The sequence below is a fragment of the Acinetobacter sp. 70_2 genome (assembly GCF_056736115.1).
This window is the reverse complement of sequence record NZ_JBWZIP010000015.1, coordinates 1,969,543-1,993,702: the sequence shown is the minus strand read 5'-3', so window position 1 is coordinate 1,993,702 and position 24,160 is coordinate 1,969,543. Positions and strand designations below refer to the sequence as shown.

Below are 24,160 nucleotides of genomic sequence, written 5' to 3'. Positions count from 1 at the left end.
TTGACAGTGTAACGGCAGGGGACAGCAAGCTGGATACGAATGGTTTAACCATCACTGGTGGACCAAGTGTGACCAAGACTGGTATTGATGCTGCAGGCAACACAATCAGTAACGTAGCAGCAGGCACAAATGCCACCGATGCAGTGAACAAAGGCCAGCTTGATCATGTAGATAATCGTGTAACACAGGTTACAAATACAACTGCAAGTATCTTTGGTGGTGGTGCTAAAGCTAATACAGATGGTTCAATTTCTAGCCCGACTTATAATGTTGCAGGTACGAGTGCAAATAATGTCGGTGACGCTTTAACAGCACTTGATAAAGCAGTCACTGATGCAGGTAATGCAGCAAATGCAGGCTGGACAGTTTCAGCCAATGGTGATGCGGCTACTGCTAAAAACATCAAGCCAAATGGTAAAGTGAACTTTACTGGTGATGATAACTTAACAGTTGCTCAAACTAGTGAGACGGACAACGAAGGCAATATCAAGGTCGCGCTGAACAAAAACTTGAAGGTTGATAGTGTCACGACTGGTAATACGGTTATCGATACGACTGGCGTAAAAGTTGGTGATAATGTTCAGTTAGGATCAACAGGCTTAATTATTGCTGGCGGTCCGAGTATTACTACTTCTGGAATTAATGCTGGTAATAAAACGATAAGTAATGTAGCTGCAGGTGTTTCTTCTACAGATGCCGTAAACAAAGGACAACTAGATAGCGCAATAAGTAGCATAAACAATAACGTTGGTGCTCTTGCTAATAGTGCTGTGCAATACGATAAAAATAGTGATGGATCAGTTAACAAAGACTCTATTACTTTAGCTGGTGGTACTAATGGTACAACCATTAAAAATGTAGCAAACGGTACTATAGCAGAAGGTTCTAAAGATGCTGTTAATGGAGGTCAGTTATGGACTGTTCAACAACAGGTCAATAAGAATACGGGGGATATTTCGAATCTCCAGACTGACATCAGCAATATTAACAATGGTAAATCAGGTTTAGTTCAGCAAGCTGATAAAGATGCAGCGATTACTGTTGGTAAAGATACTGGTGGTACTCAGGTTAATGTTGCTGGAACAGCAGGTGACCGTACGGTAACTGGTGTTAAAGCGGGAGCCGTTACGGCGACTTCAAAAGATGCAGTAAATGGGTCTCAACTTAATACCACAAATCAGGCACTTGTAAACTACTTAGGTGGTGGAGCAGGTTATGACAATATTACCCAAAGCTTCTCAAATCCAACATATAACGTAGGTGATAAATCTTACAACAATGTTGGTGATGCGATAGGTGCATTGAATCAAGCTGACCAAACATTAAATACCAAAATTGATAATGTAAGTAATAAGCTTGAACAAGCATTCTATGCAACAAACCAACGTATTGATGATGTTGAGAAAAGAGCGAATGCTGGTATTGCTGCTGCGATGGCTTTAGAAAATGCGCCATTTGTTGCGGGTAAATACACCTATGCTGTTGGGGCTGCTTATCATGGTGGTGAAAATGCTGTCGGTGTGACCTTACGTAAAACTGCTGATAATGGACGTTGGTCACTGACTGGTGGTGTAGCTGCAGCTTCTCAAGGTGATCCAAGTGTTCGTATCGGTATTAGTGGTGTAATTGACTAATTTCGCTAGGCGAGGAAGGCAAGGCCTTCCTCATTCTCCATTTCGAGAGTAAAAATATGAAAAATACAGTTAAAGCGTTATTTATTGCTGTTCTTTCTGGCCTGGCAATGGTTAGTTATGCACAAGAAGAAGCAGTATCTCAAAAAAATGTCACGTTTCCTAAAGTATCAGATAGCTATCTTAAGCAAGTAAAACGTTATGAATATGATGATGTTGCCCGTCTAGACTTAGGTCTAAATAAGGATCAAATTCGAGCTTTACTCGGCAATCCACAATTTAGTGAAGGACTTTTTGCAGTAAAAGTCTGGAATTATGTATTAGATATACGTATACCAAATAGTAACCAATACCAACGTTGTCAGTTACGCATTGATTTTAATAAAAAACATTTGGCTGAACGTTTATCTTGGAAAGGTGAAGCATGTGAAGGATTGATGGCTTGGGGCGAAAATAATCAGCCTCCTGCAAGTAGTACTGCGGTTAATGGACGTACAGCGAGTGTTTTATTTGCTTTTGATCGATCTGATGCTAGTGCAATACAGCAAGGTCTAAACAATATAGACAACGTTGTCGATCAGATTAAGCAAACCCCATCAACAACACCTATTATTGTTTCTGGATTCGCAGATCCATTAGGTAAATTTAGTTATAACCAAGAGTTATCATCTAAACGAGCGAATACAGTTGCCAAATTACTTGTAAAACAAGGGATAGACCCAAACCGTATTCAAATACAAGCGAATAGCCAGACTGATTTATATCAGCAATGTTCAGGTGGTCACAATTCTCAACTTATTCAATGCTTAGCGCCGAATAGACGTGTTAATATAAGTTGGTAAACAGCCTGTCACGAAAAAGTAATCATCCCTAGGATGGTTACTTTTCCGTTTTAAGGGACTAACAAAGTAAAAGGATATATTTAAAGTTATTAAGCTTTATAAATTTTATATAAAAATCATCTTTTAAAATAATAAAAGTGCTGTGGTGTGAGTAAGCCATCTAAGGGTTGATCCCAGCTTTGACGTTCTAAAGTGTGTTCAATAAATTGAAATTGATGGGCCAATCCTAAACGGTAAGGTTTATGCTTAGCACTTGCCAATGTACGATCATAATAACCACCTCCCATACCAATACGTGTCCCGTAGTGATCACAGGCTAAAAGAGGCATAAGCAGTAAATCAAGCTCTGAGATATGTTTTCCTCGCATTGCCATAGGCTCCTTCATACCTAAGGGATGATGAGAAAAACGACGACTTAAATATTGGTTTTTATTGATTTTTACCCATACTAAACGTTGATTCATTGAGCAGATCATTGGTAAATAGACTTGTTTATTCTTTTTAAAACATAATTTGATAAGAAGGTCGGTATGAATTTCACCGAAAGCATGTAGATATAAGCCAATTTTTTTTGAAGAGTGAAAAATAGGAAGTCTATTTAGGTAATGTAAAATGTTAAGTTGAGCCCGTTTTTGCTCAAATTGGGTTAAAGAACGTCTTTTAGATCTTAAATTTTTTCTAATAAAACTTAGTTCGCTCATGTATAAATCTAATAAAGATTTGAAATCAGTCGTCCAAAATTATACCTATTTTTCTATAGTTGTACCGAAATTTAAGTACTATAAAAAACAATATAGCTTAATCGATAACATAAGAATTACTTTTTTCTAAAAAAAGGCATCTATATAAGTTTTTTAGCTTTTTTACGTATCTACAGTATTTATTTACATGTAATCAGGATAAGTATATTTAAAGATGAATATGAAACCGTGAAGGCTATGAAGTTAAAAATTTTAACGATGATGATGTGTACTGTTTTACTGAGTGCCTGTACCAAACAGGCAGACTCAGAAGCTCCTCAAGTTGACTATAAAGCTCAATTTGAAGAATCTGACCGAAAAATTGGTGAGTATTTAGACCAATTGGATAATCCTAAAACACCGCAGGAAGTTAAGGTGAAAATTTTATGTCACGACTATCCTGATCTGTACAAAAAACAGTACATGCCCGCCTTAATCAAAATTTCACCAAAGCCCTATACTGAAGAGAAACTACTTTCAGATTTGAAAAGTGCAACGGATTACTATAAAGGAAGTTTAGGAATAAAATGCGATAATTAAAAAATTATATAGTGTCACGTAAAAATTAATAATTGTGAATTGATTGGCATTATTTAGATATGCTAAATTTATTGATGTTCATTATTTAAATTTTTCATTGGACTTGAAATGCAAATCATAAAATTTTTGCAGAGTTTTAATACGATTGGTACCTATTTAATACTTGCTTCTATCTTGTTAGGGGTCATGATGATTTACTTTTATGTCATCAATCCTGCATGAACATTTAAAGAAAAATCGTTTTTATCTATTGGTTATCTTAAATGGAAGTTGAATAATTAATACAAGGTAGGGATATGAAATTTAAAATATTATTAATAAGTTTTATTGCAACGGGTTGCTATGCTAATGAGAATACAGATGATCCAGATATTTGTAATATCGTGAAAAAAGTTGCTTACAACGTAATGGAAGCTCGACAGAAAAAAGTACCAGCGCAGGAATTGCAACAAATTGCTGATAGTCTTACAGATCAAAAAGCAAAGCAGTTTTATCAAGACTTAATTAACTCAGCTTATGCTGCAAAAGTATTCAAAACGAGTTTTTTTAAACGGAAAGCTATCGAAGATTTTCAAACAGGGTGGTATCAAGAATGTTTGAAAAGAAATGCACAATAATTAATAAATGATAATTCACTAATTTTTAAGTTTAACTAATAAATAAAAATGAAATTGAGTACTAGACTGACAGGTCTGTATAAAGACTTTAATTTGAAATAAAAATTATATTTATACTTATTTTCTAGAAAATAAATACTCCGAAGATGCCGCTGCATGTGTCGTTACCCTGAACCCGATGAGTTCAAGGTGGACGCGACGTACACTTGCTGGGTTTCCTACTCTAAGGTAGGCATACACTCTAAATATACAGAACGCAATCCATAAGTTTAAGTATCGGCAGGGGAATAGACCCGCTGGCGAACATCCCAGAGATAGCTTAAGTATAACCGATCTTATTCAGTTGGCAATCGTCTGAGTTTATTGAACTGTAAAGTTAGTCTTCATTTGATGAAGCTTTGTACACTAAAAGTATATATAACAATCATGAGGTACATAAGAGACCCTCAATACAAAAATGCCTTGCACTATCAATGAATAGAGCAAGGCATTTTTATTATCAGAAGTTAATTAAACTGTTTGTTCAACATCTTCCAAAATAGCCTGTAATAGGCGTTCACAATGCGTATATTCTTGCAAAGATTTATTAAGGCTTAACACTTCTTGGGTAAGCTGTAGAGCAACCATAATGACAAGTTTATTATGCTCAACGCGAGGGGCACTACGGCGCATATCGTTGAATTTCTCATTAAGAAGTTCAGCTGCACGTTCAAGCTCATCTTTTTTATCTGATGTCGTTGCAAGCCTAAATGTTTGCTCAATCAGACGAAGCTCTACCATGACTTGTTCACTCATGATTGTGTCTCCTCACCAGCTTCAGCATTTGGGTGAGCAAGTTGCTGAATTTCTTGCGCATTTTGATCTTGAGCTGTACCTAAAATTGCTAAACGTTGAATAATTGCTTCAACTTTTGCTTTGGCAAGTTCATTTTTTTGTAACAAACGGTCACGGTCTTGCTGCAAATCATGTAACTCTTGTTGAGTTTGACGTTGGTGTGACTGAAGTTTTTCTTTAGTGACGCGTAACTCATTACGCTCAGCCAAAATTTCTTGAAAACGATTTTTTAAATCGGTCGTACTTTTTTCTAGGCGGCTGTAACGCTCTGCAAGTGTGTTAGCATCTTGATTCAATTGTTGAAATTGACCTTGTAACTGAGTGAGTTGCTCAGTTAATGTCTCAATTTCCTCTTGTTTTTTAGTGATGATGCTATTTTTTTGCACAACTTGTGCGTGATGCTCTGTTTCAGCTAGTTGTTTAGCTTCCGAGAGAGCAGAATTTTCACTCTCTAGATGATGTAAGCGTGTTTTTAAAACGCCAATATGCGCTTGTAGCCGCTGTAATTGTTCTAACATAACGAGGTCGCACAGAATTGCAATCAAAGGTAATATATACGAAGTATAGAGATTGGATAAACGAATGCAAGACGATATTTCAGGCTGGACAGAATGGAACGCTCATTTTGAAGGAATTGAAGAAATTTCAAGCCCTAGTGAGTTACATGGTTTACTAACAGGTATTGTTTGTGTGACAGAAGCACCAACGCGTGAAGAATGGACACAAATTTTAACAACACTTAATGTTCCTGATTTAAATGAAGAAGCTTTAGCGCTTTTAACTGATGAAACCGAAGATGTAGCGCATGCATTGTCGGAAGATGAATTGGACTATTTACCAATGCTTCCAGATGATGAGCATACGCTTCAAGACCGTGTACAAGCATTATCAGACTGGTGTGCTGGCGTTGTACTTGGTTTTGGTTTGGCATCGGGTCATGTACGTGCTGATGAGCGCGAATTAATTGAACATCTACAAGATGTAGCAGCAGTAGAGTTTGAAGATTCTGATAATGACGAAGAAGGCGAAAGCAGTTACGAAGAATTGTATGAATTTGTACGTCTTATTCCAGTGAGCTTATCTATTGGTAGAAAGAAAGTAACAGTTGCTGAAAGTTCATTATTGAAAAACTTTTATGCAAAAAGTAAAACTTCTACTGTAGGCACCGCAGATCAAAATATTGTAGAAATGTTTACACCACATCGCCCAAGTTAATTGAGGCGATGTGTTATTGGCTGTGTTTAATTTTTTGACTTTAAAATTCTAAATCAAGTAGATCATTATGAAATTGCCTCAAGCTGATTTTCAACATCGCAGAAATCGTCTAGCAGAAAAAATGGGTCCAAACAGCATTGCGATTATTGCAACGCGTGAGGAAATGTACCGTAATCGTGATGCGGATTATAAATTCCGTGCCGATAGTAGTTTTTTCTATTTGACTGGTTTTGCAGAGCCTGAGGCAGTTGCTGTCATAGAAACTTTTGATGATGTTACAGACTATAGCTATAGTCTATTTTGTCGTGAACGTAATCGTGAGATGGAAATCTGGAATGGTTACCGTGCTGGAATTGATGGCGCAATTGAAGAATATGAGGCAGATGAAGCCTATGCGATTGATCTGCTTGATGAAGAAATTATTGAAAAATTATTAAATAAAGAACGTCTTTATTATCGAATCGGACACAATGCTGCATTTGACGCCAGAGTAAGCCAATGGATTAAAAAAGCAAATGCAGAGCACCGTCATGAAGCTGCTCCAGCTCAGTTAGTTCAACTTGATCGCATTGTTGATGAAATGCGTTTAATCAAGTCACCGCAAGAAATTGAGCTAATGCAAATTGCTTCAACAATTAGTGCTAAGGCACATACTCGTGCAATGCAAACTGTTCGCCCCGGCATGATGGAATATGCACTTGAAGCCGAGCTTAATTATGTATTTGGGCAAAACGGCTGTGTGCCTTCTTACAACAGTATTGTTGGTGGCGGTGCCAATGCTTGTATTTTGCACTATGTTGAAAATAACCAGCCTCTTAAGGACGGTGATTTGGTTTTAATTGATGCTGCATGTGAATATGAATTTTATGCATCGGACATTACCCGTACTTTCCCTGTAAACGGAAAATTTAGTCCAGAACAAAAAGCATTGTATGAAGTGGTACTGGCCTCTCAATATGCGGCGATTGATGCAGTACGTATTGGTAATTCGTACCGTGAGCCTCATGAGGTTGCGGTCAAAATTTTAACTGAGGGCTTAGTTGAGTTAGGTTTGCTCAAAGGTAATGTGAGTGAACTGATTGAAAATGAAGCATATCGTCAATTTTATATGCATGGTACAGGCCACTGGTTGGGTATGGATGTACATGATGTCGGTTCTTATAAAAAGGATGACGAGTGGCGACAATATGAAGAGGGCATGGTCGTTACTGTTGAACCAGGTTTATATATTGCGCCAGACGATGAAACAGTAGATGAAAAATGGCGTGGTATTGGTATTCGTATTGAAGATGATGTGGTCGCAACGTCAAAAGGCTCACGAGTTTTAACTGCCGATGTAGTTAAAGATATTGCAGACATTGAACATTTAATGGCGCAAGCTAAAGCATAATTAAACGTATTCGCCAAAGGAGCAAACTCGATGCAACAACAAGTGATTATTGTAGGTGGGGGTATGGTGGGTTTGAGCCTTTCCCTCATGCTGGCGAAGGCTAATATCGCAGTCAAGCTATTAGAAGCTGTGAAATACCCAAACTATGATGATCAGAATGTTGCCCCTTACCATTCTAGTTTCGATGCACGTAATACGGCTTTATCACGTCGTAGCGTACAGATTTATCAGAAGCTAGGGTTATGGGATGCATTACAACAACATGCTACCCCAATTTTGCAGGTTCACATTACTGAGCAAGGCAGTTTTGGTAAAGCACGTTTAGTTGCAGAACAAGAAAAAGTCGAAAGCTTTGGACAAGTCATTGAGAATGCGTGGCTCGGTCGTGTTTTATTAACTCAAGTACGCCAACAACCTTTGATTGAGCTAATTGATGGCGTACAAGTCACTGCTTTAACTCAAGATGCTGAACAGGTACATATCGAAGCTCAGCGTGGTGATGAAGTCTTAAAGCTTGAGTCAAAATTATTAATTGCAGCAGATGGGCGTGATTCTTTCTGTCGTCAAGCAATTGGTGTGGGTGTTGATGTCCACGACTATGATCAAGTTGCGATCGTTACGACTGTTCAAACTTCAAAGCCACATGAGCATGTAGGGTTTGAGCGTTTTAGTGCTTTAGGGCCTTTGGCGTTGTTGCCTTTACCGGGTGAATACCGTCGCTCAGTGGTATGGCCTGTTAAAAAGGGCACCGAAGATGAATGGTTAGGTGAAGAAAACGACCAACACTTTTTAGATGCTTTGCAAAAAACCTATGGTGACAGAGCGGGTAAATTTGAAAAAACAGGTAAACGCTTTAGCTATCCGCTTTCACAAGTGCTTGCGCATAAACAAGCGGTTGGACGCGTTATTTTAATGGGTAATGCAGCACACACCATTCATCCTGTTGCAGGGCAAGGTTTTAATTTATGCCTACGTGATGCAGATGTGTTGCTACGTTATTTGGTAAACCAGTTAAGCACATCTGATGACATTGGTAACCCAGATAATTTACTTGCCTATGAACAAGCTCGTTTATCTGACCAACAGCGAGTAATTAAGTTCTGCGATACTGTCGTTCGTGGTTTTAGTAACCAAAACCCGTTATTAAAATTAATTCGTAATACGGGATTAATTGCATTTGATGTCATTCCGGGTGTTAAGCCACTGGTAGCGAACTATGCAATGGGGCTAAAAGCATGAGCGAAGTGTTAGATGTCGTTATTGTGGGTGGTGGACTAGTTGGTGGCTTAACTGCTTTATTACTTGCACAAGGTGGTGTACAGCCTACGGTGCTTGATGCTGCTCCTGTACTTGATGTTGAAAAAACATTAAGTGTGATGAACCCACGTGTTTTAGCACTTAGCCAAGCGACCATTCATTTACTGAAAACAGTCAATGTTTGGGATGATTTAGCACGTCAAATGCCTTATACCGGCATGCAAGTGTGGAACCTAAATGGCTATGGTGAAATTAATTTTGGTCATGAATCTGTACAAAGACCAATGCCTGAACAAGCCTTGGGTTCTATGGTTGAGCCGAGCGTATTGAATGTTGCCATTCAACAAAAAATGCTTGAGCAGTTAACCGATTATCGTACTCAAGTTCGTGTTACCCGTATTGAGCAAGGTGTTGGGTGCTGGCATATACAACTGGCTGATGGATCTACACTTAAAACTAAACTGCTTATTGGTGCAGATGGTGCAAATTCATTTGTACGTGAGCAAGCTTTTATTGACCTTGACGTACTAGATTACAAGCAAGCAGCCATTAGCTGTGCAATAAAGACTTCTAAACCTCATCACTATGTTGCTCGTCAAATCTTCTTACCTACAGGGCCTTTAGCATATTTGCCAATGGCGAGTCTTGAAGAAAGTGAAAACGGCTACTGGCAGTCCATTGTCTGGACACTACCAGATGATTATGCCGATGAATATTCAGCTTTAAGTGATGCTGAGTTTATGCAACTTCTAACCCGTGCAAGCCAACATATGTTGGGTGAAGTGTTAGATGTTCGTTCAAGAGCACAATTTCCATTGAAAGCGCGTGCCGCAAAACAATACGTTAAAGATGGCCTAGCCCTAATTGGCGATGCAGCTCATGTGATTCATCCGCTTGCTGGGCAAGGGGTGAATATTGGTTGTTTAGATGCAGCGGTACTTTGTGATGCACTACTTCATGATTTAGGCCGTGGCGTATGGGCGCATGAACAAACCTTAATGCGTTATGAGCACCGCCGTAAAGGACAAAACGATGCGATGATGCATAGTATGTCGGCAATTGGTTGGTTAGAAAGCTCTGAGCTATTCCCATTTATTTGGGCCAGAAATGCGGGACTCAAGCAGGTTGAACAAATTTCGTTCTTAAAAGAGCGTTTTATGCAACAAGCGAACGGTTTAGGGGCTTTACAAAACACCCAGTATAGTCGTTAAAATAATTACGAAGTTTATGCTCTACTGGTCTAAATAAATATCAGTAGATATTTTTTAAACAATCATTTATATATCATTACCAAATCGGTCAGAAAAGATACGGATTTGACCAATTTGGCTCTTTGCTAAATGCAAAGAGATTGCTAAATTTCTGAGGTCTCAAAGACCATAGCGATGATGCAATACAAATCATTGTGGGGAGTGTAAATATGACAGATATCAATGATTATGAAGATGCAGAAGATTCTGCTGTAGATGAAGATGAAGCCAAAGCGGCTGAGAGTGGCGCGGCTGATGAAGAAGCAGGCAACTTAACTGATGCTGATCTTGCTGAAGCAGAAACGCTTACCGTAACTGCGAAACAAAAACAGCGCCAAGCATTGGAAGATGAAATTGCTGCGTTTTTAGCTCGCGGCGGGAGAATTACTGAAGTTCCGCCAGATGAACATAGCGACCTTTAATACTAAAAAAGCATCACATGAGTGATGCTTTTTTATTGGCTTTTAGGTTGAGTTAAAGGTTGTTTTGCAGTTCTTTTAAAATGCCGCATTCGTCTACTGTACGGTCGGTCGAGCAGTGTTGTTTTAAATCGATGAGTGTTTCTTTTAAAAGCAAAAGTCGTTCAATTTTTTCCGATACTTCAATCAAATATTTATTCACCAAATTATCAATTTCTGTGCAGGCCTGTTTAGGCTGAGCTTTCATTTCTTTTAGCGTTTTAATGTCGTTGAGAGAAATATCTAATTCGCGGCAATGCTTAATAAATAATAGGTGCGCGAGTGTTTGATCTGTGTAAACACGATAATTATTTTCTGAACGCTGAATACGGTCCAGCACACCTACTTTTTCGTAATAACGAATAGTATCGATTGGGACATCCGCTTTTTTTGATAATTGGCCAATAGAAAGACTCATAAGACTTGACTCTGGAGCTACTCAAGGGTTTTTAATCACTATAAAAGAGTTTTTGAGGAAATAAAATGGCTGGATGTGGATGTGCTTCAACATGTTCTCCTACAAAGAAAGTAAGCCCGCGCTTTAGAAAAGCGTTATGGATTGCTCTTGTAATTAATGCACTCATGTTTGTCGTTGAAATAGTAGGTGGTTATAAAGCCCAATCTGTTTCACTATGGGCGGATGCACTAGATTTTGCCGGAGATGCTGCAAATTATGCTTTGTCTTTAGTTGTACTTTCGATGAGTCTTTATTGGCGCGCAACCGCAGCACTGGTTAAAGGATTAACCATGGCAGCTTTTGGTTTTTTCGTCATTGCAAAAGTAGTATGGTCATTTTTTCATGGCGTTTCACCTGAACCGATGGTCATGGGCACAATTGGGGTAATCGCCTTAATTGCTAACGTTTCCGTTGCTTTAATGCTTTATGCATTTAGAGATGGGGATGCCAATATGCGTTCTGTGTGGCTGTGTAGTCGAAATGACTCTATTGCCAACATTGCTGTTATTTTTGCTGCTGTAGGCGTGTTTGGAACAGGCACTGTATTTCCGGATTTATTGGTGGCCTTTGTGATTGCATATTTAGGTGTATCTTCGGGCTATGCTGTGATTAAGCAATCATTACAGGAAAGAAAACAGTCAAAAGTGATGTTGGGTTCAGAAGCTTAATTTTGATTGCATAAATAAAAAGTACCATGTAATCATGGTACTTTTTAGTGTTTGAATGCATTAGATGAGAAGTGAAATTGCAATACTCCACATAACACAACCAATAAGAAAATCTAAAATTTTCCAAGCTTTTGGATTGGTAAATAGTGGTTTTAATAATCTTGCACCATAACCCAAACTGAAAAAGAAAATCCAAGAAGCAAGAATGCTGCCCAAGGCAAAACTAATTTTATCTTCTAGCTGAGTTGCAACCGAACCCATTAGTACAATGGTGTCTAAATAGACGTGTGGATTTAGCCAAGTAAAGGCCAGACAGGTTATAAGTGCTTGGGTTAGAGTCTGTTTTTGACTGCCATCAAGCTCCATGCCTTGATTGGTTTTAAACGCAGCATAAAATGCTTTTGCACCGTAGACCAATAAAAACGTTGCCCCTAAATATTTAGCAACTGTGATTAAGATGGGCGATGCTGTCATAATTTCGGCAAAACCTAATACACCACAGGCGATTAAAATCGAATCAGATAGGGCACAGATTAAACATAACCAAAATACATATTGCTGTTTAAGTCCTTGCTTTAGAACAAAAGCGTTTTGGGCACCAATTGCTACAATTAGGCCGCTACCAATACCTAAACCTTTAAAAAACACACTCAGAGAAAGCATAACCATTAAGCAGAAAAAAAACAGATGTGGGAATTATCTGACTTTTTATTAAGAAATAAGTAAAATTAAGAATATTTAGGTTTGGCTAAAAATAATTTAGGTTTTGTATATGTTAGATAGTAAGCAATGTGAAGCTTTTCTGGCTGTTGCAGAAGTTGGGAGTTTCGATGCAGCAGGAGAGCATTTATGTATAACTCCCTCTGCCGTATCACTACGTGTACAAGCGCTAGAAAAATATTTAGGTCAGATTTTAATAATACGCGGCCGCCCTTGTGTACTCACACAAGCTGGGCAAACCTTGCTCCAGCATTTACGTCATACAAGGCTAATGGAGCAAAATCTATTACAGGGCTTAATGGGGAAGTCATCTGAATCGGAATTTTATAAAATTGCGTTGGCTTCAAATGCTGACTCATTAGCGACTTGGCTTTTACCCACTATTCAGCAAACGTTATTTAAAGAAAAAATAGTGCTAGAGCTAAAAATTGATGATCAATCACACACGCATACTTTGCTAGAAACAGGGCAGGTCAATGCATGTATTACAGCAGAAGAGCAGGTGATGGCGGGTTGCTTAGCTCAGCCTCTCGGTAAAATGCGCTATAAAATGCTGGCATCGGCCGAATTTGTAAACCAGTGGTTTAGTGGTGGAATTAACCGAGAAACTTTAAGAAAAACTCCCGCCGTTATTTTTAATCATAAAGATTTAATGCATTCGGAAGTTTTATTAAAAGGATATGGTTTACCGATGCAGAGTTATCCTTATAGTTTTATTCCTGCCACAGATGCTTTCGTTAAAGCAATTCAGCTGGGTTTAGGTTACGGAATGGTGCCAGAGCTTCAAGTTCAATCATTACTCGAAAATGGAACACTTATTGATATTATGCCTGAGGCTCAACTTGATGTTCCTTTGTATTGGCACCACTGGAAAAGACAGTCGAAACAACTTGATGTACTGACCGAAACGATTGTTCAATCAGCAAAACAAATACTGCGATAAGGTTAAGAGCTTACGATGATAAAAGTTTGAAACGTATTGATTTTTAACTTTAATATTATTTTGCAAAATTCATGCACGGTGATGACATAGAGTGTTAATCATCACCGTGTTGTTAAAAAATTAAGATTGTGTCAGCTCAAGCGCACGTTGATAAGCAACTTTTTTCTTAATACCTGTTAAATCGGCAGCCAGTTGAGATGCTGCTTTAACAGATAAGTCTTGAAGTAAGCGCTTTAAAAGTTCATCTAGTTTTTCTTGTTCCAGATCGGTTTTTTCCGGTGCACCACCAACCACAAGAACAATTTCACCTTTTTCTTGGTTATGGTCATTTTCAATAAAACTAACCAAATCTTTTAAAGTCATTTTTTTGATGGTTTCAAAAGTTTTGGTAATTTCACGTGCGAAACCCACAGGGCGGTTTTCACCAAATACTTCAGCCATATTTTTTACGCATTCTAAAATACGGTGAGGTGCTTCATAAAAAATTAAGGTCTGAGTTTCATTTTTAAGCTTTTCAAGTTGCGTAATACGTTGAGAAGCTTTTGATGGTAAAAAGCCTTCAAAACTAAAACGATCACTTGGTAAGCCCACAGCACTTAACGCAGCAATTGCAGCACAAGCACCCGGTACAGGTACAACTCGAATACCTTGTTCTTGTGCAGCTCGAACCAGTTTGAAACCAGGGTCACTAATAAGTGGTGTGCCTGCATCGCTAATCAAAGCAATATTTTCACCAGCAAGTAACTTTTGAACTAACTGTTCAATTTTATTGCTTTCGTTGTGGTCATGGCATGCTGTAAGTGGAGTAGATATATTATAGTGCTTAAATAATTGAGCCGACTGGCGTGTATCTTCGGCAGCAACAACAGAAACTGATTTTAAGATATCAATTGCACGGAAAGTCATATCATCTAAGTGCCCGATAGGGGTGGCTACAACAAATAACTGAGCACTCATTTGGTTTTTACTCCGTACAGATAAACAATTTTAATCGGTTAGTGTACCCGAAATTATGTTTTTGGCGTGAACAAAGTCAGTGGGCTTTTTATTTTTCGAAGTATCTGCTTTTGATTTGCTCAATTCAAAAAATAAAAAAGCATAGAACCAGCATGAACAGCATTTACATTTAAAAAAGGGGAAACAAAAAAATCATGTTAGTTGCACAGCAGTTGGGCCAATGGGCTGAACAAACAGCTTTAAAACTTTTAAAAGAACAAAATTATGAATGGGTCGCCAGTAATTATCATTCACGACGTGGCGAGGTTGATCTGATTGTAAAACGTGGTAACGAATTGATTTTTGTTGAGGTAAAAGCGCGAGGGCAGGGAAATTATGGTCAAGCTTATGAAATGGTCACTGTGAGCAAACAGAAAAAAATAATTAAAACGGCGATGAGGTTTTTACAGCGCTACCCATCTTATCAGGATTTTTATTGTCGTTTTGATGTGATTTGTTTTGATTTTCCACAGAAAATTGCAAAAACAGTACAGCAAGACTTTTCGAAATTCCATTATGATCTGCAATGGATCGAAAATGCATTTACTTTGGATTAAGAGTTCATTACTCTTTTGAGCAAATTAAAACCGATGTTTATGATCAAGCCAAGAAGAGATTGATAGGAGTCTGGTGGAGTGTTGAAACGTATTGCTGTAACAGCGCTTTGTGTCGCAAGTTTGTCAGGTTGCGCAAGTTTTATTTCTGGTGGAACAGGTACAGCTCCAGTTGGAACAGATAGTGGTGTACGTAGCTTAGGTCAGGTATTCATTGATTCTTCAATTAAACGTACAGCGAATATTAACCTCTATAAGCTTGATCAGCGTTTTAAACAATCACGTATTAACATCGAAAGCTTTCATAGCACAGTATTGTTAACTGGTCAGGTGCCAGACCCATACTTGAAACAGCTAGCAGAAGACAATGTTAAAGCGATGAGCGATGTGAAAGCCGTACATAACTATATTACGGTAGGTAACAAAGTAAGCTATAACACGATCATGCAAGATGCTGGTGTAACTGCAAATACACGTGCTCTATTAATGAAAGCGCCAGTTGTATCGGACAGTAAAGTGCTCGTCCATACCGAAGATGGTGTTTTATATGCGATGGGACGTTTAAATACAGCTGAAATTAATGACTTAAATAATGTGCTTCAAAATGTTGGTAACGTGACCAAAATTGTGACACTCATTGATAATATTGATTTAGCACCTGCTCCGGCAGCATCGACTGGCAACGCAACGACTACGCCAGTAATTAATAATGTTCTTGCTCAACCAACAGTTCAAACTCCTGTTGCAATTGATCCGGACCAAGCAGATCCAGCATCATCTACTGCACAATAAAATATGAACTTAATTGAACAATTACAAAGCAAAATTGAGCAGGCGAGAACTCTTTATACAGAGTTCCGCCTGTATGATTTGGGGAGCTTTGCTTTAAATCGTTTTACACCAAAAGATGGTTTTGAGCAGGTTTTAAATGTGCGTTATGGCTTAAAACCTCGCCATCGTCTAGATATTTATCGTTCTACTAAGCGCTTAGCACATCGACCACTCATTGTTTTTGTACATGGTGGTGCTTGGCAACACGGTAATAAACGAGACTATTTATTTGTTGGTGAAGCTTTTACAAAAGAAGGTTATGACGTTGCTGTCATTAACTATCAGCTTGCACCCAAAAATATTTTTCCAAGTTATGTAGATGATTTAACACAAGCGTTAAATTATTTGCATCAAAATCAGGAAAAATTAGAAATCTCGACCGAGAATATTGTGCTTATGGGGCATTCGGCAGGTGCATTTAATGTAATGTCTGCTGTTTATCACCCTGATTCCACTAAAATTGAATGTTTAGGGAAAATTAAGGCAATAGTTGGTTTAGCTGGTCCGTATCATTTTGATTATAAGGGTGATCCGCTTGCTGAAGATGCTTTTGACCAAGGCATCTCTTATAAAGAGGTGATGCCTTATTATTTTGTAAATCAAAATAATATTAAGCATTATCTACTCATGGCTGAAAATGATCAGCTCGTAAAGCAACATAATACTTTGGATATGGATCAAGCTCTTAGGGAGAAGGGGAATCATAGCCATATTGCTATCATCCCTAAAACTGGCCATATCACGATTTTGGCCAGTCTATCGAGTTTTGTAAGTCACTACTTCAGAACAAAACGAACCATTTTGCATTTTCTTGATGAAGTATTCTAAAACTATTGAGTTTGAGAAAGCGCAGATTACTTTGCTTGAGTAATCTGCGTAATCATTGCGTGTGCAATACTACCTTTAAATGGAATTTCAGGAAGCTGATCAAATTTAAAGAATTGTGCATCGGCAATTTCATCTTCCTGCAAAGAAATCTCGCCCGACTCATATTCAGCTTTAAATGCAATCATAAGATTACTTGGAAACGGCCAAGGCTGGCTTGACATATATTGAATATTTTTAAGTTTAAGGCCCACTTCTTCTAAAGCTTCGCGTTGAACAGCCTCTTCAAGAGTTTCCCCAACTTCTACAAAACCTGCAATCAAACCATACATGTTGGTTTTATTGTGAATAGATTTTGCCAGCAAGATTTCATCATCACCTTTAGTAATGATGGTAATAATGCACGGGTTGACGCGAGGGTACTGATGATAACCACAAGCAGGACATACCATCGCATATTCACTTGAGTGTACTTCGGTGGAATGTCCACAGTGGCTGCAAAACTTGTGGTTACGTCGCCATTCGAGCAACTGTACAGCACGACTCGCCTGTAAAAATTGCTCTTTTGACCAGTTGGAAATAAGTTGACGAATTGGAACGAGTTGCAGACCTTCCGGTATAGCTTCTTCACTCAGCAGGTCACGTGCAATGACCTGTTCATCATGAGTGAAAAGCAGATCACTTGCTAACTTTTCGACTTTGGGTAATTGAAAGTTTTGGTCGACCAATAATTGTTGGTGATGAAAAATATAAGCAAGTGATAATTCAGACATTAAGCTGCCTTTTTTTGAAGTTGTTGACTACTTAGCAATGCTACATCAAACATGGATTGTAGAACAGGCTGTTTATTTTTTAAATTGTCAACTAACATATCTAGTCCAGCTAATACGTTAAAAATACAGTGAATCTGATCATGACTAAAAGCTTGGTTCTGGTCGATTTGTTGCTGTACAAATTTAGCAGTTTCAAGCAGAGCATTTTGTTGGACCGTACTTCCTAAAAATTCAGCCGCACCAGCCAATTCTTTCAATGAGCCTGCAATTGCTTCAATATTTTGGGTTTGATCGTTGGCATATAGAGTCAAACTTTGACATACAAAATCGATTAAATTTTTTGTCTCATTTAATAATGTTTCATGTGCTTCATCTAAACGATCTAAAGAAATATTAGTGTTGTTCACACGAATTTGTAGACGGTTAGATGAATAATGACGTACCAGAATACCAATCGCGTTCATAGCAGATAAAATGCTCTTCATGAGCTGCTGAGCGTAGTTTTCATTACTCAATATATTGATTTGACTTAAACTGCTTGCTTGATGAGAAAGCTCGGCTGCTGCTTCATTTAAGTTGAGTAAGTTAAAGGTATGAGCAAGCTGCATAAGACTGCTTTGTAACTGTTGAGCTTTTTCTGGCGACATATTCTGGTAGTTATATTCAATATCATTACGAACTTTGTTCATTTCGTCTAAGATTAATTGACTTACCGTTTGCATGGTATCAAAGTCAGGACCATACAAATGTTGGCTCAGTGCTTTAAGTTGAGTGTCGGTAAGGAACTCACGACCAATGTTTAACTGCCCACGAATTTGCTGCGCAAGCTGGTCTTCTTGTCCAATCACAATACTAATAATATCTGCTAGAGCAGTTAAGTTTGCCTCAAAGCTTTCTGGCGATGCTAAAAATAGACCTATAGCGCTCTCAAGATTAATGAATACACGTAAGCGAGCATCATTTAAAACAAGTTCATCAATGTGATTAAAGGCAGAGCTAACCAATTGCCAATATTGTTGGCTTGGTTGACCATGAGCCATGCTGACTAAATAACTACCAATGAGTTTGAATGCCTGAAAGTCTCGAGCGGTTTCAGTTTTATTTAGAAATTGATGCAAAGATAATTTATAAAGCTGATGGATAAACTGAGTTTTCTCATTAATGAGTACTTCGGGTAACAGTAACTCAAGTGAAGTTGTTGTAAGGTTTGAAGCGATCTGCTGACCAGATGATGTTAATGGTTTATTTAAGGCTTTTTCTAAATTGTTTAGAGTGTCCAAAAGAAACTGGGGTACTTCAACTTCACGTAAACAAATAAATTCAATATAGCGTTTCACCATGGTCGTGCCTTCACTTAGAGCAACAACCTCATCGGTGTTGATGTGTTCTGGCTTAGCCATAATTTTTTGCATCAACTCGGTTGAATATTGAGTGATTTTTGCCAAATAAGGGATATCAATAAGGCGTAATACTTGAGTGCATTGTTTAAATTGTTCTAACGCATCATCAATACCAAAAGGGAGAGCTTGTTCTTCAATTAATGTACTTACAGCACCTTCTACCAGTTTTATTGAGTTATCAATTTCATTCTTGATAATAAGCAACGCTGTTGGATCAAATTGAATCGAATTATGCTCAGACATAAAAATTCCCCTTTGCAAAAAAAATCAATTGTTATATTCGTCATGGCTCAATAGTTTGAGCTAAAAATCTATACGACTAATATAACTTAACTTGCAAAAGGGGAAACTAAAAAAACACTAGAGAATCAAAAATTTATTTTGCAAAAAGGCAAGGTTCTCCATGTTTTTTCTCAAATTCTTTGACCCAAGTCTCATGTATGTTCAACTCTTCATCTGAAGGGTAAATAACGGGTAAATCAATTTGGACTCTAGCTTTTGTCGTTTTTTGCTGGTCAATTTCACTTTGCGATAAAGCATCCATATCAAAGGAAACTTGACCACCTGTCATAGCCAAGTAAACATCAGAAAGAATTTCAGCATCGAGTAATGCGCCGTGGAAAGTACGGTCACGAGCTGGAATTTCATAACGACGGACTAAGGCATCAAGTGAGTTTTTCTGTCCAGGATGCTTATTTTTGGCTAAAGCTAAGGTATCGGTAACTTCACAAACTTCTGAAAGAGCAGGTAACCCAACACGTCTAAACTCCATATCGAGGAAGTTCATATCGAAGGTTGCGTTATGAGCGATAATTTCTGCGCCTTTTAGATACTCAAACAAAGTATCAGCAATGTCTGCATAGAGCGGTTTATCTTTTAAGAAATCATCACTGATACCGTGAATGTTTTCTGAATCGCCCACTGGTTTTTCAGGGTTAATATAAATGTGAATCGAACTACCCGTAAGCTTACGGTTAATCATTTCGATTGCGCCGACTTCAATAATGCGGTCACCATCTTGGAAATAGAAACCAGTCGTTTCTGTATCGAGAATGAGCTGACGAGGGCCTTGCAATTTAAGCTTTGCTTCTGTCACTACAATCTGCGGATGAATGTTGCTAGTTTGCTGCTTAGTTTCTTGCTCTACAGCTTCAACTTCATTTACTTGCTCATCTACAGTAATCATCTCAACTTCTTGTGATGGTTCAAGAGCGATATCTTCATCATCGGTTGTTTCAACCAGATCAAATCCGAAAGGGTCATCTAGTAACCAGTCCTGTTCAGGCTTTTTTATATCTTGCGGTGCAGCGACAGACTGGGGTTGTTTGAGTTCTTGAGCAGTCTTATCTGCACCTAAATTTGCAAGTTGGTCTGCCATTTCATTGCCAGGATGTCCTGCATGGCCTTTAATCCAATTCCACTCAATATTTCTACCTGCGCAAACAGCATCAAGTTTTTGCCATAGGTCAGGATTTTTAACATCTTTCCAATTTTTCTTTTTCCAGCCATGAATCCACTCTGTAATGCCTTGCTTTACATAATTTGAGTCGGTCCAGATAATTAATTGTGCATCAGGAGGGCAAAAAGAAACGCCCTCAATAGCAGCCATAAGCTCCATACGGTTATTGGTTGTGTCGGGTTCGCCGCCAAATAATTTATGTTCACCCTGTTCTGTAATGACATATGCACCCCAACCGCCTAAACCGGGATTGCCACGACATGCACCATCAACATACAGTGTGATTGTTTGAGACATAAATCGAAACCTAAACTGAAAGAAAAAGAACTGAATATGGTGTATTGTATACGCAAAAAGTTCGGTTCCATCGTTACAAAGCAAGCTTTTTTTAATTTCTTGTAACATTTCCATGCAAATGACATTAAATTATTGCCTTGTCTATCTTGCATGCTTTACTACAATGGCATCGAAGACCTAGGGTTTGTGGGCAGACCCCAAGAAATATTACGCGAGTTGTTTGGAAGTTTTTATGTATAAACCAACCACATTTGTGTGGCAGCCATCTGCAGCATCATTATTCAAAATTACAGTACTTAGCTCTGCTTTAGCTGCGTTGGGTATTACAACAGGCTGCTCTTCGACTCCGCAATCTGCAAAAACCTCGAAAACAAAACAGGTCAGTGGAGCAGGCTATCTTGATGCAAGCAGTCTAGACTCGTTAGAAGATTTACTTTCAGCAACAGATATGCGTGCTGTAGAGGGTGATCGTTTACTTATTTTAAAACACGGTGACGTTTGGAAGCGTATGGCTGTGGGCTTTAAAATGGACCTCGATCACTGGGATCCGCGTATTGAAGCGCAGCGTAGTTGGTTTATTTCACGTCAGCCCTACCTTGACCGTTTAAGTGCTCGCGCAAGTCGTTATTTATATCATACTGTTAAAGAAGCAGAACGCCGTGGTCTTCCAACTGAACTTGCATTATTACCGGTAATTGAAAGTTCATATGACCCTGCTGCAACAAGTAGTGCGGCAGCAGCAGGTTTATGGCAGTTTATTCCAAGTACTGGTCGTATTTATGGTTTACAACAAACTGGTATGTATGATGGCCGTCGTGATGTTGTTGAATCTACACGTGCTGCATATGAGTTCTTAGGAAGCTTATATAACCAGTTTGGTTCATGGGAATTGGCTTTGGCAGCTTATAATGCTGGTCCGGGCCGTATCCAACAGGCGATTAACCGTAACCAAGCTGCTGGTTTACCAACTGACTACTGGTCATTAAAACTTCCACAAGAAACTATGAACTATGTTCCACGTTTCTTGGCAGTTGCTCAAATTATTAAAAATCCACGCGCTTACGGGGTTTCATTACCACCAATTGCGAATAGACCCCATTTCCGTGAAGTGACATTATCTGCGCCGTTGTCTTTAAATGAAATTGCTTCGGTCAGTGGTCTTAGCCGTGCCGAGTTATATGCATTAAACCCGGGCTATCGTGGTGAAACAGTAGATCCAGCAAGTCCAATGCGTATTTTAATTCCGGCTGATGTAAGCCCATCAGTTGATAATAAATTGAAAGGAATGAAAGCGGGTGGTGGTTCAGGTTGGTGGGCAAATGTCACTTCGCCGTCTAAACCGACAACAAGTCCTTCAAGTTCAGTCACAATTAAAACGACACCAGCGACTCAGGTTCAGCCTGTAAGACCAACGACACCTGCTAAAACAACCAGCAGCTCTGTGACGGTAAAAGGTTCAACACCGCGTGGTTCTGATGCTTTAGCTGCTTTTGCAGCCTCAGCTGATGTGCCAAGCGCACCTCGTATTCCAGTTGCAGTAACTCCTGCAACCAATGTTAAGCCAGTAAGAACAGAACCACCAATTTCAGCTGTTGAGCGTGAGAAAATTTTAGCAGCGGTTCGTGCTGAAGGTGAGAAGGAAACTGTTGAGCAAGCTTTACAGCCACAGGCCACTCAAGCTGAAAAAGACCAAGTGGTTGCTGAGTTAAAGGCAATTGCACCGCAAGGTACCGAAATTGTTGATCCTTACGATGGCAAAATTAAGTTAACTGCGATTCAGACGAGCCTGTCGGTTGCTGAACAACAAGGTAAAGAGTTAAGTAAAGGTTTTGCTTATCCGAAAACTTTAACTGAAGATGCAAGCGTTGCAAACTCTGAAGAAGCACAGCGTAATAAAGATAAGCCTTATATTAAAACCGATACCGATGTTGTTGTTGTACAGCCTAAGGGTAAGCGTAGTACTTATACCGTACAACCGGGCGATACATTAGCGATTATCGCAATGAAAAATGGGGTCAACTGGCGTGATGTTGCCAAATGGAACCAGATTGATCCTGAAAAGACTCTATTTGTAGGAACTAGCCTGTATTTGTATGATGCTAAACCGCAAGAGGTTGAGTCTACGACAAAATCAGCAGCTAAACCTGATGTATATGTCGTTCAAGCAAATGACAGTTTAACAGGCGTGGCAAATCAATTTAATTTGTCAGTAAAACAGCTTGCTGAATATAACGATTTATCTGTCAGTGATGGCTTATTTGTTGGCCAAAAGCTGCATTTGAAAGAGCCTAAAGGCAACCGTAACTCTGCTAAGGCAGAGCCTAAAGCTGTTCAGGCAAGTACACGTCGTATTGCAACAAAGAGCTATACAGTTAAACGCGGCGAGTATTTGAAGTTAATTGCAGATCGTTATGCATTATCTAATCAGGAATTGGCAGAGCTAACACCAGGGTTGTCAGCTGGTAGTAATTTAATGGCTGGCCAGAAAATTAATGTACCTGCAAAAGAAGTTGCTGCTGTTGATGAATCTGATGACAACAAAGCTTCTGGCAAATATGAAAAACTTGCAGCAGGGCCGTCGTATAAGACTGAAAGTTATAAAGTACAGCGTGGCGATACATTATCAAGCATTGCGACCAAGTCTAAAATTAGTTTAGCCGAACTTGCAGAACTGAATAACTTAAAAGCGAGTAGCCATGTACAGCTTGGTCAAAACTTGAAAGTACCTGCGGGCGTAAGTGTTCCAGACCACTATGTTGTTCAGTCGGGCGATAGCTTACATGCGATTGCGGCTAAATATAACTTACAAACCAGTTATTTGGCTGATTTAAACGGTTTATCTCGCACAGCAGGTGTTCGTGCTGGTCAGCGTTTAAAATTGACAGGTGAGGTTGAAACATCGAGCAAGGCTACGACTAAAAATGCCAAAGAAGAAACACCAGATACTTATACTGTTAAATCTGGTGATAACTTACGAAGCATCGCCAGCCGTTATCATTTACAGTTAGATTACCTGACTGCATTAAATGGCTTGTCTCGTAACAGCAGTGTGCGTGTCGGTCAGCATTTAAAGCTAACAGGTGATGTACCTACTGTAGAAACTGCGAAAGCTGATACAGCAAAATCATCAGCTAAACCTGTTGCAGCAGGTAAAAATACTGAAAAGTATACGGTTAAAGCTGGTGAGTCGTTAAATGCGATTGCGAGCCGTGCAGGTATTTCAGTTCGTGAACTTGCTGAAATGAATGCATTAAAAGCAAATGCTAACCTACAGCGCGGCCAAAATATTGTGATTCCAAAAACTGTAGTGGAATACAAAGTTAAACGTGGTGATACCTTAATTGGTCTTGCGAGTAAATATGGTCTAGAAACCACTTTACTGGCGGAACTCAACAACTTAACACCGTCGACTCAATTACGTATTGGCGATATTATTAAAGTGCCTAATTTATAGAATAATTAG

At 38.8% G+C, this 24,160-nt stretch carries 25 protein-coding genes and 1 other RNA gene; 16 read left to right on the top strand and 10 right to left on the bottom strand.

What is annotated here, in order from left to right:
- Together AC1PJ9_RS18440 and tpgA are read left to right on the top strand one after the other, a co-directional pair.
- Window positions 1-1,634: YadA-like family protein (locus tag AC1PJ9_RS18440; RefSeq protein ID WP_479762761.1), on the top strand; the 1,634-nt coding region annotated here is incomplete at its 5' end.
- 56 nt (window positions 1,635-1,690) lie between these two features.
- Window positions 1,691-2,473 (top strand): trimeric autotransporter adhesin/peptidogylcan-associated protein TpgA, encoded by a 783-nt coding sequence (gene tpgA / locus AC1PJ9_RS18435; protein ID WP_004703029.1) that lies wholly within the window; start codon window positions 1,691-1,693, stop codon window positions 2,471-2,473.
- A gap of 116 nt (window positions 2,474-2,589) precedes the next feature.
- Here tpgA and AC1PJ9_RS18430 read toward each other — a convergent pair whose 3' ends face one another.
- Window positions 2,590-3,174, bottom strand: a complete 585-nt coding sequence (locus tag AC1PJ9_RS18430) for a 5-formyltetrahydrofolate cyclo-ligase (protein WP_311088043.1) — start codon at window positions 3,172-3,174, stop codon at window positions 2,590-2,592.
- Window positions 3,175-3,411: 237 nt separating this feature from the next.
- Between AC1PJ9_RS18430 and AC1PJ9_RS18425 the strand changes: the two genes are divergently transcribed.
- The 3 genes from AC1PJ9_RS18425 to AC1PJ9_RS18415 all read left to right on the top strand — a co-directional run bounded on the left by AC1PJ9_RS18425 (window position 3,412) and on the right by AC1PJ9_RS18415 (window position 4,370).
- Window positions 3,412-3,753, top strand: a complete 342-nt coding sequence (locus AC1PJ9_RS18425; RefSeq protein WP_311088042.1) for a hypothetical protein — start codon at window positions 3,412-3,414, stop codon at window positions 3,751-3,753.
- A gap of 108 nt (window positions 3,754-3,861) precedes the next feature.
- Window positions 3,862-3,975: a hypothetical protein gene (locus AC1PJ9_RS18420; RefSeq protein ID WP_079393447.1), complete on the top strand. Its 114-nt coding sequence runs from the start codon at window positions 3,862-3,864 to the stop codon at window positions 3,973-3,975.
- 74 nt (window positions 3,976-4,049) lie between these two features.
- Entirely contained in the window at window positions 4,050-4,370 is a 321-nt protein-coding gene (locus AC1PJ9_RS18415; protein WP_039250276.1) for a hypothetical protein, read from the top strand.
- A gap of 133 nt (window positions 4,371-4,503) precedes the next feature.
- Here AC1PJ9_RS18415 and ssrS read toward each other — a convergent pair.
- The 3 genes from ssrS to AC1PJ9_RS18400 all read right to left on the bottom strand — a co-directional run bounded on the left by ssrS (window position 4,504) and on the right by AC1PJ9_RS18400 (window position 5,722).
- Window positions 4,504-4,688: non-coding RNA, 6S RNA (gene ssrS, locus AC1PJ9_RS18410), on the bottom strand.
- Between the two features lie 192 nt (window positions 4,689-4,880).
- Complete coding sequence (locus AC1PJ9_RS18405) at window positions 4,881-5,165, bottom strand: cell division protein ZapA (protein WP_288420635.1); 285 nt, start codon at window positions 5,163-5,165, stop codon at window positions 4,881-4,883.
- On the bottom strand, window positions 5,162-5,722 hold the full coding sequence (locus tag AC1PJ9_RS18400; protein WP_253860784.1) for a hypothetical protein: 561 nt from the start codon (window positions 5,720-5,722) through the stop codon (window positions 5,162-5,164). Before AC1PJ9_RS18400 ends, AC1PJ9_RS18405 begins: the two co-directional genes overlap by 4 nt.
- A gap of 64 nt (window positions 5,723-5,786) precedes the next feature.
- Here AC1PJ9_RS18400 and AC1PJ9_RS18395 point away from each other — a divergent pair, with 64 nt between their 5' ends.
- The 5 genes from AC1PJ9_RS18395 to AC1PJ9_RS18375 all read left to right on the top strand — a co-directional run bounded on the left by AC1PJ9_RS18395 (window position 5,787) and on the right by AC1PJ9_RS18375 (window position 10,738).
- Complete coding sequence (locus AC1PJ9_RS18395; RefSeq protein ID WP_207693805.1) at window positions 5,787-6,419, top strand: UPF0149 family protein; 633 nt, start codon at window positions 5,787-5,789, stop codon at window positions 6,417-6,419.
- 67 nt (window positions 6,420-6,486) lie between these two features.
- Window positions 6,487-7,809 (top strand): Xaa-Pro aminopeptidase, encoded by a 1,323-nt coding sequence (pepP, locus tag AC1PJ9_RS18390; protein ID WP_311088041.1) that lies wholly within the window; start codon window positions 6,487-6,489, stop codon window positions 7,807-7,809.
- Between the two features lie 30 nt (window positions 7,810-7,839).
- Window positions 7,840-9,048 (top strand): 2-octaprenyl-6-methoxyphenyl hydroxylase, encoded by a 1,209-nt coding sequence (gene ubiH, locus AC1PJ9_RS18385; protein WP_311088040.1) that lies wholly within the window; start codon window positions 7,840-7,842, stop codon window positions 9,046-9,048.
- Window positions 9,045-10,277 (top strand): FAD-dependent monooxygenase, encoded by a 1,233-nt coding sequence (locus tag AC1PJ9_RS18380; protein WP_311088039.1) that lies wholly within the window; start codon window positions 9,045-9,047, stop codon window positions 10,275-10,277. Before ubiH ends, AC1PJ9_RS18380 begins: the two co-directional genes overlap by 4 nt.
- A 209-nt stretch (window positions 10,278-10,486) precedes the next feature.
- Window positions 10,487-10,738, top strand: a complete 252-nt coding sequence (locus AC1PJ9_RS18375) for a hypothetical protein (protein WP_033852997.1) — start codon at window positions 10,487-10,489, stop codon at window positions 10,736-10,738.
- A 52-nt stretch (window positions 10,739-10,790) separates the two neighbouring features.
- Here the strand turns inward: AC1PJ9_RS18375 and AC1PJ9_RS18370 are convergent, their stop codons facing one another.
- The gene (locus tag AC1PJ9_RS18370) at window positions 10,791-11,192 is read right to left on the bottom strand and encodes a MerR family transcriptional regulator (protein WP_311088038.1); all 402 of its coding nucleotides are present in this window, start codon (window positions 11,190-11,192) and stop codon (window positions 10,791-10,793) included.
- A gap of 65 nt (window positions 11,193-11,257) precedes the next feature.
- Here AC1PJ9_RS18370 and AC1PJ9_RS18365 point away from each other — a divergent pair, with 65 nt between their 5' ends.
- On the top strand, window positions 11,258-11,899 hold the full coding sequence (locus tag AC1PJ9_RS18365; RefSeq protein ID WP_311088037.1) for a cation diffusion facilitator family transporter: 642 nt from the start codon (window positions 11,258-11,260) through the stop codon (window positions 11,897-11,899).
- A 60-nt stretch (window positions 11,900-11,959) separates the two neighbouring features.
- Here AC1PJ9_RS18365 and AC1PJ9_RS18360 read toward each other — a convergent pair whose 3' ends face one another.
- Entirely contained in the window at window positions 11,960-12,562 is a 603-nt protein-coding gene (locus tag AC1PJ9_RS18360; protein WP_288420642.1) for a LysE/ArgO family amino acid transporter, read from the bottom strand.
- Window positions 12,563-12,671: 109 nt separating this feature from the next.
- On the opposite strand from AC1PJ9_RS18360, the gene AC1PJ9_RS18355 reads away from it, so the two are divergent.
- Window positions 12,672-13,562 (top strand): LysR family transcriptional regulator ArgP, encoded by an 891-nt coding sequence (locus AC1PJ9_RS18355; RefSeq protein ID WP_311088036.1) that lies wholly within the window; start codon window positions 12,672-12,674, stop codon window positions 13,560-13,562.
- A 120-nt stretch (window positions 13,563-13,682) separates the two neighbouring features.
- Here AC1PJ9_RS18355 and rsmI read toward each other — a convergent pair whose 3' ends face one another.
- Window positions 13,683-14,519 carry a 16S rRNA (cytidine(1402)-2'-O)-methyltransferase gene (rsmI, locus tag AC1PJ9_RS18350; RefSeq protein ID WP_311088035.1) on the bottom strand — a complete coding sequence of 279 codons (837 nt, stop codon included), beginning with the start codon at window positions 14,517-14,519 and terminating at the stop codon, window positions 13,683-13,685.
- A gap of 194 nt (window positions 14,520-14,713) precedes the next feature.
- Between rsmI and AC1PJ9_RS18345 the strand changes: the two genes are divergently transcribed.
- The 3 genes from AC1PJ9_RS18345 to AC1PJ9_RS18335 all read left to right on the top strand — a co-directional run bounded on the left by AC1PJ9_RS18345 (window position 14,714) and on the right by AC1PJ9_RS18335 (window position 16,771).
- Window positions 14,714-15,115 carry a YraN family protein gene (locus tag AC1PJ9_RS18345; RefSeq protein ID WP_311088034.1) on the top strand — a complete coding sequence of 134 codons (402 nt, stop codon included), beginning with the start codon at window positions 14,714-14,716 and terminating at the stop codon, window positions 15,113-15,115.
- Window positions 15,116-15,193: 78 nt separating this feature from the next.
- Window positions 15,194-15,904 (top strand): BON domain-containing protein, encoded by a 711-nt coding sequence (locus AC1PJ9_RS18340; RefSeq protein ID WP_311088033.1) that lies wholly within the window; start codon window positions 15,194-15,196, stop codon window positions 15,902-15,904.
- A gap of 3 nt (window positions 15,905-15,907) precedes the next feature.
- Window positions 15,908-16,771: an alpha/beta hydrolase gene (locus AC1PJ9_RS18335; RefSeq protein WP_311088032.1), complete on the top strand. Its 864-nt coding sequence runs from the start codon at window positions 15,908-15,910 to the stop codon at window positions 16,769-16,771.
- 26 nt (window positions 16,772-16,797) lie between these two features.
- On the opposite strand, the gene nudC is transcribed toward AC1PJ9_RS18335, so the two are convergent.
- The 3 genes from nudC to dnaQ all read right to left on the bottom strand — a co-directional run bounded on the left by nudC (window position 16,798) and on the right by dnaQ (window position 20,697).
- The gene (gene nudC, locus AC1PJ9_RS18330; RefSeq protein ID WP_311088031.1) at window positions 16,798-17,541 is read right to left on the bottom strand and encodes an NAD(+) diphosphatase; all 744 of its coding nucleotides are present in this window, start codon (window positions 17,539-17,541) and stop codon (window positions 16,798-16,800) included.
- Window positions 17,541-19,184 (bottom strand): chemotaxis protein, encoded by a 1,644-nt coding sequence (locus AC1PJ9_RS18325; RefSeq protein WP_311088030.1) that lies wholly within the window; start codon window positions 19,182-19,184, stop codon window positions 17,541-17,543. Before AC1PJ9_RS18325 ends, nudC begins: the two co-directional genes overlap by 1 nt.
- A gap of 133 nt (window positions 19,185-19,317) precedes the next feature.
- On the bottom strand, window positions 19,318-20,697 hold the full coding sequence (gene dnaQ, locus AC1PJ9_RS18320) for a DNA polymerase III subunit epsilon (RefSeq protein ID WP_311088029.1): 1,380 nt from the start codon (window positions 20,695-20,697) through the stop codon (window positions 19,318-19,320).
- A gap of 232 nt (window positions 20,698-20,929) precedes the next feature.
- On the opposite strand from dnaQ, the gene AC1PJ9_RS18315 reads away from it, so the two are divergent.
- Entirely contained in the window at window positions 20,930-24,151 is a 3,222-nt protein-coding gene (locus AC1PJ9_RS18315) for a LysM peptidoglycan-binding domain-containing protein (RefSeq protein WP_311088028.1), read from the top strand.
- Window positions 24,152-24,160 lie beyond the last annotated feature (9 nt).

Excerpts from the sequence above, each read along its gene's own strand:
- tpgA (WP_004703029.1), top strand. The coding sequence starts at position 1,691 with ATGAAAAATACAGTTAAAGCGTTATTTATTGCTGTTCTTTCTGGCCTG.
- AC1PJ9_RS18430 (WP_311088043.1), bottom strand. The coding sequence starts at position 3,174 with ATGAGCGAACTAAGTTTTATTAGAAAAAATTTAAGATCTAAAAGACGT.
- AC1PJ9_RS18425 (WP_311088042.1), top strand. The coding sequence starts at position 3,412 with ATGAAGTTAAAAATTTTAACGATGATGATGTGTACTGTTTTACTGAGT.
- AC1PJ9_RS18420 (WP_079393447.1), top strand. The coding sequence starts at position 3,862 with ATGCAAATCATAAAATTTTTGCAGAGTTTTAATACGATTGGTACCTAT.
- AC1PJ9_RS18415 (WP_039250276.1), top strand. The coding sequence starts at position 4,050 with ATGAAATTTAAAATATTATTAATAAGTTTTATTGCAACGGGTTGCTAT.
- AC1PJ9_RS18405 (WP_288420635.1), bottom strand. The coding sequence starts at position 5,165 with ATGAGTGAACAAGTCATGGTAGAGCTTCGTCTGATTGAGCAAACATTT.
- AC1PJ9_RS18400 (WP_253860784.1), bottom strand. The coding sequence starts at position 5,722 with ATGTTAGAACAATTACAGCGGCTACAAGCGCATATTGGCGTTTTAAAA.
- AC1PJ9_RS18395 (WP_207693805.1), top strand. The coding sequence starts at position 5,787 with ATGCAAGACGATATTTCAGGCTGGACAGAATGGAACGCTCATTTTGAA.
- pepP (WP_311088041.1), top strand. The coding sequence starts at position 6,487 with ATGAAATTGCCTCAAGCTGATTTTCAACATCGCAGAAATCGTCTAGCA.
- ubiH (WP_311088040.1), top strand. The coding sequence starts at position 7,840 with ATGCAACAACAAGTGATTATTGTAGGTGGGGGTATGGTGGGTTTGAGC.
- AC1PJ9_RS18380 (WP_311088039.1), top strand. The coding sequence starts at position 9,045 with ATGAGCGAAGTGTTAGATGTCGTTATTGTGGGTGGTGGACTAGTTGGT.
- AC1PJ9_RS18375 (WP_033852997.1), top strand. The coding sequence starts at position 10,487 with ATGACAGATATCAATGATTATGAAGATGCAGAAGATTCTGCTGTAGAT.
- AC1PJ9_RS18370 (WP_311088038.1), bottom strand. The coding sequence starts at position 11,192 with ATGAGTCTTTCTATTGGCCAATTATCAAAAAAAGCGGATGTCCCAATC.
- AC1PJ9_RS18365 (WP_311088037.1), top strand. The coding sequence starts at position 11,258 with ATGGCTGGATGTGGATGTGCTTCAACATGTTCTCCTACAAAGAAAGTA.
- AC1PJ9_RS18360 (WP_288420642.1), bottom strand. The coding sequence starts at position 12,562 with ATGCTTTCTCTGAGTGTGTTTTTTAAAGGTTTAGGTATTGGTAGCGGC.
- AC1PJ9_RS18355 (WP_311088036.1), top strand. The coding sequence starts at position 12,672 with ATGTTAGATAGTAAGCAATGTGAAGCTTTTCTGGCTGTTGCAGAAGTT.
- rsmI (WP_311088035.1), bottom strand. The coding sequence starts at position 14,519 with ATGAGTGCTCAGTTATTTGTTGTAGCCACCCCTATCGGGCACTTAGAT.
- AC1PJ9_RS18345 (WP_311088034.1), top strand. The coding sequence starts at position 14,714 with ATGTTAGTTGCACAGCAGTTGGGCCAATGGGCTGAACAAACAGCTTTA.
- AC1PJ9_RS18335 (WP_311088032.1), top strand. The coding sequence starts at position 15,908 with ATGAACTTAATTGAACAATTACAAAGCAAAATTGAGCAGGCGAGAACT.
- nudC (WP_311088031.1), bottom strand. The coding sequence starts at position 17,541 with ATGTCTGAATTATCACTTGCTTATATTTTTCATCACCAACAATTATTG.
- AC1PJ9_RS18325 (WP_311088030.1), bottom strand. The coding sequence starts at position 19,184 with ATGTCTGAGCATAATTCGATTCAATTTGATCCAACAGCGTTGCTTATT.
- dnaQ (WP_311088029.1), bottom strand. The coding sequence starts at position 20,697 with ATGTCTCAAACAATCACACTGTATGTTGATGGTGCATGTCGTGGCAAT.
- AC1PJ9_RS18315 (WP_311088028.1), top strand. The coding sequence starts at position 20,930 with ATGTATAAACCAACCACATTTGTGTGGCAGCCATCTGCAGCATCATTA.